The organism is Streptomyces sp. NPDC044063, assembly GCF_056434285.1.
The window spans coordinates 154,559-169,465 of record NZ_JBWKFM010000010.1 but is presented as its reverse complement, the minus strand read 5'-3'; the positions used below and the strand labels follow the sequence as shown (position 1 = coordinate 169,465).

The 14,907-nt window shown below is 74.9% G+C and carries 1 protein-coding gene and 1 pseudogene; both read right to left on the bottom strand.

What is annotated here, in order from left to right; genetic code table 11:
• On the bottom strand, positions 1–4,111 hold a 4,111-nt coding region (locus AC07BS_RS15325), incomplete at its 3' end, for a type I polyketide synthase (protein ID WP_478932501.1).
• Between the two features lie 49 nt (positions 4,112–4,160).
• A pseudogene (locus tag AC07BS_RS15320) lies at positions 4,161–14,852 on the bottom strand (SDR family NAD(P)-dependent oxidoreductase); the annotation flags it as partial.
• Between the last annotated feature and the right edge of the window lie 55 nt (positions 14,853–14,907).

Sequence of the window (14,907 nt, the reverse complement as noted above, 5' to 3'; positions counted from 1 at the left end):
CGCCCGGCCCCGGAACGCCCGACGCGGGAACGCCCAGCCCGGCAACGTCCAGCCCGGCGACGCCCGACGCGGCGGCACCCGACGCCGGGACGCCCGGCACAGCAGCATCCAGCGCGGCAGCGCCCGGCCCAGCGGCACCCGACGCGGCGGCGTCTGCCGGAGCGGGGACACCCGCCGGTCCGCCCGGGGCGTCCGGAGCGTCCGGTCCGCCCGGGGCGTCCGGAGCGCCCGGGGCGCCCACCGGCACGACCCCCGGCAGCAGCTCCGGACCGAAGGCGCGCAGCGCCTCCGGCACCGCGTCGCCGACCACCGCCCAGCGTCCCACCGGTGCGCCGGAGGCGACCGGCAGTGGCGTCCAGTCGACGCGGTACAGCGCGTCGTGGTGACCGGCGCGCGCGGAGCGCAGCTGGTCCTCGCTCACCGTGCGGAAGCTGAGCGTGCCGATGGAGGCCACGGCGCGGCCGGTGGCGTCGGCGGCGGTCACGGTGACCGCGTCGGGGCCCGCGGGGCGGATGCGGACGCGCAGCTCGGAGGCGCCGGTGGCGTGGAGGCGCACGTCCTCCCAGGAAAAGGCGAGCCGGCCGCCGTCGGTGTCGCCCAGCGGGCCGAAGCCGACGGCGTGGAGGGCGGCGTCGAGGAGGGCGGGGTGGAGGCCGAAGCGGGCGGCGTCCGTCCGTGCGCCGGTGTCGGCCGGGAGGGCGACCTCGGCGTAGACGTCGTCGCCGTGCCGCCAGGCGGCCCGCAGGCCCTGGAAGACGGGCCCGTAGCCGAAGGACCGCTCGGCGAGGAGGTCGTAGAAGCCGTCGAGGTCGACGGAGGTGGTGCCGGGGGCAGCCGGCGGCCAGACCGCCAGGTCCTCGGCGGCGGTGTCCGTCCCGTGCGTGCCACCGGCGAGCGTGCCGGTGCCGTGGCAGGTCCAGGCGTCGTCGGCGGTGTCGTCGGGGGCGGCGTCGTCGGGGCGCGAGTAGATGGCGAAGGGGCGGCGGCCGGAGTCGTCGGCCTGGCCGACCGAGACCTGGACGACCACTCCGGTGCCGTGCTCGGGGAGCGGCAGCGGGGCCTGGAGGGTGAGTTCCTCCAGCCGGTCGCAGCCGGCGTGATCGCCGGCGCGGACGGCGAGTTCGACGAAGGCCGTGCCGGGCAGCAGGACGGTGCCCATCACGACGTGGTCGGCGAGCCAGGGGTGGGTCCGGTCGGAGAGCCGGCCGGTGAGGAGCAGGCCGTCGGAGCCGGCGAGGGTGACGACGGCGCCCAGCAGGGGGTGGTCGGCGGGTCCCAGGCCGAGGCCGGTGGCGTCGCCCGTGGAGTGGGGGGCGTCGAGCCAGTAGCGCTGGTGCTGGAAGGCGTAGGTGGGCAGGGGGACGGTCCGGGCGCCGGTGCCGGCGAGGAGCGTCCGCCAGTCGAGGGCGACGCCGTGGGCGTGGGCCTCGGCGGCCGAGCGCAGCATGCGGGCGGGGCCGCCCTCGTCGCGGCGCAGGGTGCCGAGCGCGACGGCGGTGGCGCCCGTGGCGTCGACGGTCTCCTGCATGCTCATGGTGACGACGGGGTGGGCGCTGACCTCGATGAGGGCGCCGTGCCCGTCGGCGACGAGGGCCCGGGTGGCCTGCTCGAAGAGGACGGTGTGGCGCAGGCTGCGGTACCAGTAGTCGGCGTCGAGTCCGGCGGTGTCGATCGGCGTTCCGGTGACGGTGGAGTAGAACGGCACGTCGGTGGAGCGTGGCGCGATGCCGGCGAGGGCGTCGAGGACGCGCTCGCGGACGGCCTCGACGTGGGCCGAGTGGGAGGCGTAGTCGACGGCGATGAGGCGGGCCCGGACGTCGTCGGCGACGAGGGCGTCGCGGAGTTCGGCGAGGGCTTCGGGGTCGCCGGACAGGACGGTGGAGGAGGGGCTGTTGACGGCGGCCACGGCCAGCCGGTCGCCCCAGGGACCGAGGCGCGGGGTGAGCCGGTCGAGGGGCAGGGCGACGGACATCATGCCGCCGCGGCCGGAGAGGGCGGTCAGGGCCTGGCTGCGCAGGGCGACGACCTTCGCGGCGTCCTCCAGCGACAGGGCGCCGACCACGCAGGCGGCGGCGATCTCGCCCTGGCTGTGCCCGGCGACGGCGGCCGGCCGCACACCGTAGGAGCGCCAGAGCTCGGCCAGGGAGACCATCACGGCGAAGAGCACGGGTTGGACGACGTCGACGCGGTCGAAGCCGGGCGCGCCGGGGGCGCCGCGCAAGACGTCCTCCAGGCTCCAGTCGACGTGCGGGGCGAGCGCCTCGGCGCACTGGCGCATGCGGTCGCGGAACACGGGCGAGGCGTCGAGGAGTTCGGTGGCCATGCCGGCCCACTGGGAGCCCTGACCGGGGAAGACGAAGGCGACCTGGCGGGTGTGTTCGGCGGTGCCGCGCACGACGGTGGCGGGGTCGGGCTCACCGGCGGCGAGGCCGGCGAGGGCGGCGTCGAGCCCGGCGCGGTCGGCGGCCAGGAGCACGGCGCGGTGCTCGAAGGCGGTGCGGGTGGTGGCGAGCGAGTGGGCGATGTCGGCGGCGTCGGTGCCGGGGTGGGCGGCGAGGTACGCGCTCAGGCGCGCGGCCTGGGCGGTGAGGGCGGCCTCGCTCTTGCCGGACAGGGGCCAGGGGACGAGCGGGAGGGGGGTGGAGGGCGCGGAGGGGGCGGAGGGGGCGGAGGGGGCGGAGGTGGTGTCCCCGGGCTCGCCGTCCCCGGTCACCACCGGCTCCTCCTCCGCCTGTTCGAGGAGGACGTGCGCGTTGGTGCCGCTGACGCCGAAGGCGGAGACGCCCGCGCGGCGCGGCCGGCCGGTCTCCGGCCAGTCCGTGGGCCGGGTCAGCAGCGACACCGCCCCGGCCCGCCAGTCGACGTGCGGCGTGGGCTCCTCGACGTGCAGCGTGCGCGGCAGCACGCCGTTGCGCAGGGCCTGGACCATCTTGATGACACCGGCGACGCCGGCGGCCGCCTGGGTGTGGCCGATGTTGGACTTGATGGAACCGAGCCACAGCGGCCGGTCCCCCGGGCGCTCCTGCCCGTAGGCCGCCAGCAGGGCGTCGGCCTCGATGGGGTCACCGAGCGAGGTGCCGGTGCCGTGGGCCTCGACGGCGTCGATGTCGGACGGGGACAGCCGGGCGTTGGCGAGCGCCTGGTGGATGACGCGCTGCTGGGAGGGCCCATTGGGGGCGGTGAGGCCGTTGCTGGCGCCGTCCTGGTTGACGGCGGAGCCGCGGACGACCGCCAGCACGGGGTGGCCGTTGCGGCGGGCGTCGGACAGCCGCTCGATGAGCAGCACGCCGACGCCCTCGGACCAGCCGGTGCCGTCCGCGGTGGAGGAGAACGCCCGGCAGCGGCCGTCGGGCGACAGCCCGCGCTGGCGGCTGAACTCGACGAAGGTGGCGGGCCCGGCCATCACGGTCACGCCGCCGGCCAGCGCCAGGTCGCACTCGCCGTTGCGCAGCGCCTGCACCGCGAGGTGCAGGGCGACCAGCGAGGACGAGCAGGCGGTGTCGACGGTCACCGCCGGGCCCTCCAGGCCCAGGGTGTAGGCGATACGGCCGGAGACGACGCTGCCGGAGTTGCCGGTGCTGACGTATCCCTCGATGCCCTCGGGTATGCCGGGGAGCCGGGAGACGTAGTCGTGGTACATGACGCCCGCGAACACGCCGGTGCGGCTGCCGCGCAGCGCCACCGGGTCGATCGCGGCGCGCTCGACGGCCTCCCACGAGGCCTCCAGCAGAAGCCGCTGCTGCGGGTCCATGGCGAGGGCCTCGCGGGGGCCGATGCCGAAGAACGCCGGGTCGAATTCCCCCGCGTCGTGGAGGAATCCGCCCTCGCGGGCGTACGTGGTCCCCGGTGTCTCCGGGTCCGGGTCGTAGAGGGCCTCCAGGTCCCAGCCGCGGTCGGTGGGGAACGGGGAGATGGCGTCCCGGCCCTCCGCGACCAGCTCCCACAGTTCCTCGGGGGAGCCGACGCCGCCGGGGTAGCGGCAGCTCATGCTCACGACGGCGATGGGCTCATGGCTCTTGCTCTCCACCTCGCGCAGGCGCTGACGCGCGTGGCGCAGATCGACAGTGGCACGCTTCAGGTAGTCCCGGAGCTTGTTCGCGTCAGTCGTCATCTGATTTCTGTTCCTCGATGCCAAGGGAGTTCGTGCTGTCGATCGGTGGTCAGTCGGTGGTGCCGAGCTCGCTGTCGAGGAGCTCGAACAGCTCCTCGTCGGTGGCGGATTCGACGGAGGCCGCGTCCACGCCCGCGTCCGTGCCGGTGGTGCCGCCGGTGCCGGCGTCGTCCCGGGTCGCGTCGTTCCATTTCGCGAGCAGCACTTCGAGGCGCATGGTGACGGCGGCGCTACCGCCGTTCCCGCCGCTCCCGCCTCCCGTGACGAGCGGCGACGAGATCAGCGCGGCTTCGAGCCGGTCGATCTCGGCCAGGAGCGAGGGCGTCCCGGATTCCCCGTCGTCGGCGGGGAGCGCGGCGTCGAGGTGGTCGGCGAGGGCGGTGGGCGTCGGGTAGTCGAACAACAGGCCCGCCGGGAGGCGCAGTCCGGTGGCGGCCCCGAGCCGGTTGCGCAGCTCGACGGCCGTCAGCGAGTCGAAGCCCAGGTCGCGGAACGCCTGCCCGGCCCCGATCGCCTCCGGCGAGGCGTGCCCCAGCACGGCGGCGACCTCGGCCCGTACGGTGGCCAGCAGCACCCTGCGGCGCTTCTCCTGGGACGCGCCCGCCAGTTGCCGCCGCAGCGAGGGCTCGCCGGGCGCGGCCTCCGCGGCCCGCCGGGCGGGCCCCGGCACCAGGCCGCGCAGGAGGGCGGGCAGCGGTGCGGTCGCCGCGCGGGCGCGCAGCGCCGGCAGGTTCAGCCGGACCGGTACGCGGGCCCCGCCGTCCGCCGCGGCCGTCGCGTCGAAGAGCGCGAGCCCCTCGCCGGCCGACAGCGGGGCGACCCCGGCGCGCGCCATGCGCGCCAGCGCCTCGGCGTCCGCCCCGTCGCCCAGCATGCCCGCGCCGTCGGTGGCCCACGGGCCCCAGGCGAGCGAGGAGGCCACGAGCCCCTCGGCCCGGCGCCGCTGCGCCAGGGCGTCCAGGTAGGCGTTGGCGGCGGCGTAGTTGGCCTGGCCGGCGTTGCCGAACGTACCGGCGAGGGAGGAGAACAGGACGAAGAGCCCGAGGTCGCTGCCGCGGGTGAGCTCGTCGAGGTGCCGGGCGGCGTCCGCCTTGGGCCCGAGGACCCGGTCGAGCCGCTCGGGCGTCAGCGAGCCGACGACCCCGTCGTCCAGCACGCCGGCCGCGTGCACCACGCCGGTGAGGGGGTGCTCGGCCGGTACGGCCGCCAGCAGGGCCGCGAGCGCGTCCCGGTCGGCGGCGTCACAGGCGGCGGTCGTCACCCGTACGCCCAGCGCCTCCAGTTCGGCCTGGAACGCGGCGGCGCCGTCGGCGGCCGGTCCCCGCCTGCTGGTGAGCAGCAGGTGCCGGGCGCCGTGGACGGCCACCAGGTGCCGTGCCACGAGCCGGCCCAGGGCGCCGGTCGCCCCGGTCACCAGGACGGTGCCCTCCGGGTCGAACGGCAGCCGCTCGGCGACCGGGTCCACGGCCGCCCGGGCGAGCCGGGGAACGAACAGCCGGTCCCCGCGCACCGCCAGCTGCGGCTCGCCCGTCGCGAGGGCAGCCGTCAGGGTGGCGGCGAGGGCGTCGGCATCGGAGTCGAGGTCGAGGTCGAGGTCGATCAGCACGAAGCGGTCCGGGTGCTCGGCCTGGGCCGAACGGACCAGCCCCCACACGGCGGCGGCCTCCGGGTCGGGGCCGAAGGCGTCAACGGTGCCGGCCGTGTCGGTCGCCATGGCGCCACGGGTCAGCAGGACGAGACGCGGACCGTCCGCCGAGTGTTCCCGGACCAGCGCGAGCGCACGGGCGACGGGACGGACGGACGCGTCGGGCACCGACACCGGCGCGAGGCCACGGGCGCGCAGCGCCGCGGCCGGAGCACCGCTCGCGAACCGCTCCCCGTCCGCGCCGAGGTACGCCCACGCCCACTCGCCCGCGGCCGGCCCGTCGGGAGCGGTAGGCAGCGGCAGGGAGGTCCAGTCGACACGGTAGAGGGCGTCGTTCCGGTCGTCGCGCACGGCGGCGAGCTGCTCGGCGGACACCGGGCGCAGCACGAGGGAGTCCACCGAGGCCACGGGCCGCCCGGCCGCGTCGGCGACCCGCAGCGACACGGCGTCCCGCGTTCCGGGCGCTACGGGTGCCAGCCGGACGCGCAGCGCCGTGGCCCCGTCGGCGTGCACCCGCACGCCGCTCCAAGAGAACGGCACCCGCGCCTGGCCGGTGTCGGGCAGCAGCCCGCCCAGCGCGACGGCGTGCAACGCCGCGTCGAGCAGCGCCGGGTGGACACCGAACCCGGCGACGTCCGCGGTGCCCGCCCCGGGCAGCGCCAGCTCGGCGAAGAGGTCCTCGCCCCGGCGCCACGCGGCGCGGACGCCGCGGAAGGTCGGCCCGTAGTCGAGACCGAGTCCGGACATGCGCTCGTACAGTTCGGTCACGGCCCCGTCGGGCAGCGGCTCGGCGCCGGCGGGCGGCCACTCCACGAGGTCGGGCGTCTCGTCGGATGTCATCGACGGCCCGGCGGAGAGCGTGCCCGTGGCGTGCGCCGTCCATGGCGCGTCGGGCTCCGCGTCCTCCCGGCGGGAGTACACGGTCACCGTCCGGCCGCCGTCCTCGCCGGGGGCGGCCACGAGCACCTGGAGCCGGACCCCCGCGCTCTCCGGGAGCACCAGCGGGGCCTGGATCGTCAGTTCGTCCAGCCGCTCGCAGCCGACCTCGCCACCGGCGTGCAGCGCGAGGTCCACCAGGGCGGTGCCGGGCAGCAGGACGCTGCCCAGGACCACGTGCTCGGCGAGCCAGGGATGGGTGGCGACCGACAGCCGCCCGGTGAGCACCACGCCCTCGCCGTCGGCCAGGCCGACCGCCGCGCCGAGCAGCGGGTGACCGGGCGCCGTCAGACCGGCCGACGCCACGTCGCCGAGGCCCGGCCGGGTGTTCTCCAGCCAGAAGCGCTGCCGCTGGAAGGGATACGTCGGCAGATCGACCCGCCGGGCCCCACGGCCCTCGAAGACGGCGTTCCAGTCGACGGGAACACCGGCCACGTGCACCCGGGCCAGCGCGGCGGTCACGGCCGGCCCCTCGGCCCGGTCGGCCCGCAGCACTGGAACGACAACGGATGTGGCCGCGTCGAGCGTCTGCTGCGCCATCGCGCTCAGCACCCCACCGGGACCGATCTCGACGAACACGGACACACCCTCGGCACTCAACGAACGGACGGCGTCCGCGAATCGCACCGTGTGCCGCACGTGCCGCACCCAGTAGTCCGGGTCGCACACGTCGTGGGACGTGACCGGCCGGCCGGTGAGCGTGGAGACGACGGGGAAGGTGGGTGCGCTGTACGAGATGCCCTCGGCGACCTTGCGGAACGCCGCCAGCATCGGATGCATCAACGGCGAGTGGAACGCGTGCGACACCGGCAACCGCTTCGTACGACGCCCCTCGGCGGCCAGCAGACCACCGACCTCGATCACGGCCTCGTCGACGCCCGACAGGACCACCGACGACGGGCCGTTGACCGCCGCGATCCCGATCACGTCCTCGCGACCGGCCAGCAGCGGCAGCACCTCGTCCTCCGACGCCTCCACCGCCAGCATCAGCCCACCCACCGGCAACGCCTGCATCAGGCGGCCACGGGCGACGACCAGCGCGGCCGCGTCGGCCAGCGACCACACCCCCGCCACATGCGCGGCGGCCAGTTCACCGATGGAGTGCCCGGCCAGGAAGTCCGGCCGTACACCCCACGACTCGAGGAGGCGGAACAACGCCACCTCGACCGCGAACAACGCGGGCTGAGTGAAACCGGTCTGGTTGAGCGGCTCGGGGTCGTCACCGAAGACGACGTCCCGCAGCGGACGCTCAAGGTGCGCGTCCAACTCGGCGCACACCGCGTCGAAGGCGTCGGCGAACACCGGGAAGGCGGCATACGCCTCACGCCCCATCCCCAGCCGCTGGCTCCCCTGCCCCGAGAACAGGAACGCCGTCCTGCCCCCCTGCGCGGGACCGTCGTGCGCGACGACGGCCGTCGACGGCTCGCCGTTCGCCAGGGCGCCCAGGCCTGCCACCAGGCCGGCCCGGTCCTCCGCCACGACGGCCGACCGGTGGTCCAGGGCGGCACGGCCGGTCGCCAGGGAGTACGCGATGTCCTCGGCGGACAGCCCGTCGTCGTTCCGTACGCGGTCGAGCAGGCGCGCGGCCTGGTCGCGCAGGGCGTCGGGGGTCTTCGCGGACAGCACCCAGGCCGTCGCGGCGGGCGGGGCGTCCGCGCGCTCGTCGCCGACGGGCTCCGGGTCCCGCGGGGCCTGCTCGACGATGACGTGCGCGTTGGTGCCGCTGAAGCCGAAGGAGGAGACGCCCGCCCGGCGCGGGCGGCCGTCCTCCGCCCAGGCGACGGGCTCGGTGAGCAGCCGGACCGTGCCGGAGGTCCAGTCGATGTGCGGCGAGGGCTCGTCGGCGTGCAGCGTCCTGGGCAGAACCCCGTTCCGCATGGCCTCGACCATCTTGATGATGCCGCCGACGCCGGCAGCCGCCTGCGTGTGACCGATGTTCGACTTCAACGAACCCAGCCACAGCGGACGGTCGCCCTCCGGACGCTCCTGCCCGTACGTCGCCAGCAGCGCCTGTGCCTCGATCGGGTCGCCCAGGGTCGTCCCCGTACCGTGCGCCTCGACGGCGTCGATGTCGCGGGCGGTGAGCCCGGCGTTGGCGAGGGCCTGCTGGATGACACGCTGCTGGGAGGGGCCGTTGGGGGCGGTGAGGCCGTTGGAGGCGCCGTCCTGATTGACGGCGGAACCCCGGACGACCGCGAGGACCGGGTGACCGTTCTTCCGGGCGTCCGAGAGCCGCTCGACGAGCAGCATGCCCACGCCCTCCGCCCAGCCGGTGCCGTCCGCGTCGGCGGAGAACGCCTTGCAGCGGCCGTCGGCCGCCAGCCCGCGCTGACGGCTGAACTCGACGAAGGCGCCGGGGCCCGCCATCACCGTCACGCCGCCCGCGAGGGCCAGCTCGCACTCGCCGTTGCGCAGCGCCTGCACGGCCAGGTGCAGGGCCACGAGGGACGACGAGCAGGCCGTGTCGACCGTCACCGCCGGGCCCTCCAGCCCGAAGGTGTACGACAGCCGGCCGGAGATGACGCTGCCGGAGTTGCCGGTGCCGAGAAAGCCCTCGACCCCCTCGGGGACGGTGTGCAGGGCGGAGGCGTACTCGTGGTACATCACGCCGGCGAACACGCCGGTACGGGAGCCGCGTACGGCCGCCGGGTCGATTCCGGCCCGCTCGAAGACCTCCCAGGACGTCTCCAGCAGCAGCCGCTGCTGCGGGTCCATGGCGAGGGCCTCGCGCGGCGAGATGCCGAAGAAGGCGGCGTCGAAGTCGCCGGCGTCGTAGAGGAATCCGCCCTGGTGCGTGTGGCTGGTCCCCGCCTTGCCGGAGGCCTCGCCGTCGGCCGGGGCATTCCCGTCGGCGAGCAGGTCGAGGTCCCAGCCCCGGTCGGTGGGGAACGGTGCGATGGCGTCCGTACCGGAGGCCAGCAGCCGCCAGAGGTCCTCGGGGGTGCGGACGCCGCCGGGGTAGCGGCAGCTCATGGCCACGATGGCGATGGGATCGTCGTCGGGGCGACGGGTGACCGAGGTACCGGCTGTACGAGCTCCTGTGCCGGTGAGTTCGTCGCGCAGGTGGCGGGCGAGGGCCTCGGGCGTGGGGTAGTCGAAGACCAGGCCGGCCGGCAGCCGTACGCCGGTGGCGGCGCCGAGGCGGTTACGGAGTTCGACGGCCGTCAGCGAGTCGAAGCCCAGCTCGCGGAAGGGCTGGGCCGCCTTGACGGTCTCGGGGCGGCCGTGGCCGAGAACAGCCGCGGCGTGGGTGCGGACGAGCTCCACGAGCAGGCCGTGGCGGCGCTCCTCGGGGAGCCCGTCCAGCTGCCGCGCCAACTCCGCCGCCGCGCCACCGCCCGTCGCCGATACGGCTTCCGCGCGACGTACGGGGGCAGCGGGGACCAGGCCCGACAGCAGGGGCGGGAGCAGACCGGCACGGGCCTGCTCGCGGAGGGCCCGCATGTCCCACTGGACGGGTACGAGGACGGCGTCGCCGGAGGCGCAGAGCGCGCTGTCCAGCAGGGCCAGGCCGGCCGCAGACTCCAGGGCCCGCATACCGGAGCGGGCGATGCGGTGCTGGTCGGCGGTCCCGAGCGCGCCACTGAGCGCGCTCGTCTCCGCCCACAGACCCCACGCCAGCGACACCGCCGGCAGACCCGCCGCACGCCGCTGCTCCGCCAACGCGTCCAGGAACGAGTTCGCGGCCGCGTAATTCCCCTGCCCGGCATTGCCGAACAGACCGGCGGCGGAGGAGAAGAGCACGAAGGCCGACAGCTCCAGGTCGCGGGTCAGCTCGTGCAGGTGCAGGGCGCCCAGGGCCTTGGGAGCGAAGACACGATCCAGACGCTCCTCGTCGAGAGCCGAGACCACACCGTCGTCCGTCACCCCCGCCGCGTGCACCACACCCACCAACGGACGCTCGACCGGAATCCCCGCCAGCACACCCGCCAACGCCTCCCGATCCGAAACATCGCAAGCGACCGCCTCGACGGAAGCACCGAGCGCGACAAGCTCATCATCGGCAACCCCACTACGGCTGAGGAGCAGCAGATGACGGACACCGTGCTCGACCACCAGATGCCGTGCCACGAGCCGGCCCAGAACACCGGAAGCACCCGTCACCAGGACGGTGCCCTCGGCACCGAACACCGGGACATCCTCGGCGAGCTCACCAACCTCGGCACGTACCAGACGAGGCACCAACACCTCACCACCACGCACCACGACCTGCGACTCACCCGCGCCCAGCACAGCCAACAACACACGCTCATCAACATCGACGTCGGCATCGACATCAGCCAGCACGAACCGGTCCGGATTCTCCGACTGCGCCGAACGCACCAAACCCCACACAGCCGCCTGCCACGGATCAACAACACCCGCACCAACAGCCACAGCACCACGCGTCACCAGAACAACACGACGCTCCCCCACCAACCGCTCCCGCACCACACCCAACGCCCACCGCACATCAACACCGGCAGGCACCACCACCACATCGACATCACCAACAGCAGCACCAGCACCGCTGCCAGTCGCACCAGCAACCCACTCCACCCGGTACAACGAGTCCTGCTCGCCGTCCCGTACGCGGGCGAGCTGGTCGGCGCTCACCGGGCGCAGCGTGAGCGACTCGGCCGAGAGGACCCGGCCGCCGGCGCCGTCCATCACCCGCAGCGATACGGCATCGCGTCCCGCGGGCGCCAGGCGGACCCGCAGGGCGTGGGCGCCGGTGGCGTGGAGTTCGACGCCGGTCCAGGCGAAGGGGATGCGGGCCTGCCCGGTGTCCTCGACGAAGTCGCCGAGGCCGACGGCGTGCAGCGCCGCGTCCAGCAGGGCCGGGTGGAGGCCGAAGCCCGTGGCGGTGACGTCGTCGGGCAGCGCGATCTCGGCGAGGACCTCGTCGCCGAGGCGCCAGGCGGCGCGTACGCCCCGGAACACCGGGCCGTAGTCGAGGCCCAGGCCGGCCATGCGCTCGTAGAGCGTGCCGGTGTCGACGGGGACGGCCTCGGCCGGCGGCCAGACGGTCTCCGGATCGAAGGGCGCGGCGCCGCCGCTCGCCGTGACGACACCGGTGGCGTGGCACGTCCAGGGGGCGTCGTCGGAGGCACCGTCGGAGCGGGAGTACACGCGGATCGCCCGGCGGCCGTCGCTCGCGCCGTCCACGACGATCTGGAGTACGAGGCCACCGTCGTCGCCGGGCAGGACGAGGGGAGCGGAGAGGGTGAGTTCCTCCAGGTGGTGGCACCCGACCTGGTCGCCGGCCCGGATCGCGAGCTCGACGAGCGCCGTTCCGGGGACCAGTGCGGCGCCCATGACGGTGTGGTCGGCGAGCCAGGGGTGGGTGGCGGTCGAGAGTCGGCCGGTGAGCAGCAGTCCGTCGCCGTCGGCGAGGGTCACGACCGCGCCGAGCAGCGGGTGGTCCGCCGTGCCGAGGCCCGCGTGGCCGAGGTCGCCGGTGACGGGGCGCGTCTCGAGCCAGTAACGCTCGTGCTGGAAGGCGTAGGTGGGCAGGTCCACGCGGCGGGCGCCCCGGTCCGCGAGGACGGCGCGCCAGTCGAGGGGGACGCCGTGGACGTGGAGTCGGGCAGCGGCGGTGGTGATCGCGACGGCTTCGGGGCGGTCGGCACGCAGGGCGGCGACGGTCACGGCGGGGTGTGTGTCGCCGAGGACGTCCCGGGACAGGGCGGTGAGGACGCCACCGGGGCCGATCTCCAGGAAGGCGGTCACGCCCTCGGCAGCGAGCGCCTCGACGGCGTCCCCGAAGCGCACGGCCTGACGGACGTGACGGACCCAGTACTCGGGATCGCACAGCTCCTCGGCCGAAGCCGCCCGGCCTGTCAGCGTCGAGACGATGGGGATCTCCGGCGCCGCGAACTCCACACGCTCCGCCACCGCCCGGAAGTCCGCCAGCATCGGCTCCATCAACGGCGAGTGGAACGCGTGCGAGACGGCGAGTTCCTTGGTCTTACGACCTTCGCCCGCCAAGCGCTCGGCAATGGCACGCACGGCATCGGCAGCACCGGAAAGCACCACCGACGCCGGACCGTTGACCGCCGCGATACCGACGAAGTCCTCGTGACCGGCCAGCAGCGGAAGAACCTCGCCCTCCGACGCCTGCACCGCCACCATCACACCACCCACCGGCAGCGCCTGCATCAAACGCCCACGAGCGGCCACCAACGCCGCCGCATCGGCCAGCGACAGCACACCAGCGACATGCGCCACCGCCAGCTCACCGATCGAATGCCCGGCCAGGTAATCCGGCCGCACACCCCACGACTCCACCAGACGGAACAACGCCACCTCGACCGCGAACAACGCCGGCTGCGCAAAACCGGTCTCGTTCAGCAGCCCGGCATCATCACCGAACACCACATCCCGCAACGGACGCTCAAGATGCCCGTCCAACTCAGCGCACACCGCGTCGAACGCCCCGGCGAACACCGGAAAAGCCGCGTACAGCTCACGGCCCATACCGACCCGCTGGCTCCCCTGGCCCGAGAAGAGCGCGGCGACCGTCTGGCGGGGCGTCGCGGTGCCCTCAATCACGCCGGTGGCCGTCGCCGCCCCGCCCTGGGCGAGTGCTTCCAGGCCGCGCAGCAGTTCGTCCCGGTCCGAGGCCACGACGGCGGCCCGGTGGTCGAGGGCGGCGCGCGTGGTGGCCGAGGAGAGGGCGAGGTCGGCGACGGTGTGCCGGGGGTGCTCGGTGACGTGGTCGAGCAGGCGGGCGGCCTGGGCGCGCAGCGCGGCCTCGGTCCTGCCGGACAGCACGACGGGCGTGGGCAGCGGCGGGGCCGTGGCGGGTTCGTCGGCGGCGGCCGCCGGTTCGGGTGCTTCCTCGATGATCGTGTGGGCGTTCGTTCCGCTGAAGCCGAAGGAGGAGACGCCGGCCCGGCGCGGGCGACCGTCGGCGGCCTCCGCCCACTCGACCGGCTCGGTCAGCAGCCGTACCCCGCCCGCCGACCAGTCGACGTGCGGCGTGGGCTCGTCGACGTGCAGCGTCTTCGGTATCAGGCCGTGCCGCATGGCCAGGACCATCTTGATGACGCCGCCCACACCGGCGGCGGCCTGCGTGTGGCCCAGGTTCGACTTCAGCGAGCCGAGCCGGAGCGGCTGGTCCGCCGCGCGGTCGCGTCCGTAGGTGGCGAGCAGGGCCTGGGCCTCGATCGGGTCGCCGAGCGTGGTGCCCGTACCGTGCGCCTCGACGACGTCCACGTCCGCCGGCGTCAGGCCCGCCGAGGCGAGCGCGGCGCGGATGACGCGCTGCTGGGACGGGCCGTTGGGGGCCGTCAGCCCGTTCGACGCGCCGTCCTGGTTGATCGCCGAGCCCCGTACCACCGCGAGCACCGGGTGGCCGTTCTTCCGGGCGTCCGAGAGCCGCTCGACGAGCAGCATGCCGACGCCTTCCGCCCAGCCGGTGCCGTCGGCGGCGGCCGCGAAGGGCTTGCAGCGGCCGTCGGCGGCGAGGCCGCGCTGCCGGCTGAAGTCGATGAACGCCGTGGGGTTGGACATGGCCGTGACGCCGCCCGCGAGGGCGAGGTCGCACTCGCCCTGCCGCAGCGCCTGCACCGCCAGGTGGAGGGCCACGAGGGACGACGAGCACGCCGTGTCGACCGTCACCGCCGGGCCCTCCAGCCCGAAGGTGTACGCCACGCGGCCCGAGACGACGCTGGCCGCGCTGCCCGTGCCGATGTAGCCCTCGACGTCCTCGACGGCCTGCTGGAGCACCGCCGAGTGGTCGTGGTACATGACGCCGGCGAACACGCCGGTACGGCTGCCCCGGAGCGAGCCCGGGTCCACGCCGGCCCGCTCGAAGGCCTCCCACGAGGTCTCCAGCAGCAGCCGCTGCTGGGGGTCCATGGTGAGCGCCTCGCGGGGTGAGATCTCGAAGAGCCCGGCGTCGAAGAGGCCGATGTCGTCGAGGAACCCGCCCTCACGGACGTGGCTCGTGCCGCGGTGGTCCGGGTCGGGGTCGTAGAGCGCGTCGAGGTCCCAGCCCCGGTCGGCGGGGAACTCCGTGACGGCGTCCCCGCCGGCCACGAGCAGCCGCCACAGGTCCTCGGGCGAGCGGACGCCGCCGGGGTAGCGGCAGCTCATCGCCACGATCGCGATCGGCTCCTGGCGAGCGGTGTCGATCTCCTGCAGCCGCTCGCGGGCCTCGTGGAGGTCCGCCGTCACGCGCCGGAGGAAGTAGCGCAGCTTGTCTTCGTTGTTCACCTGAGGGTCGTTC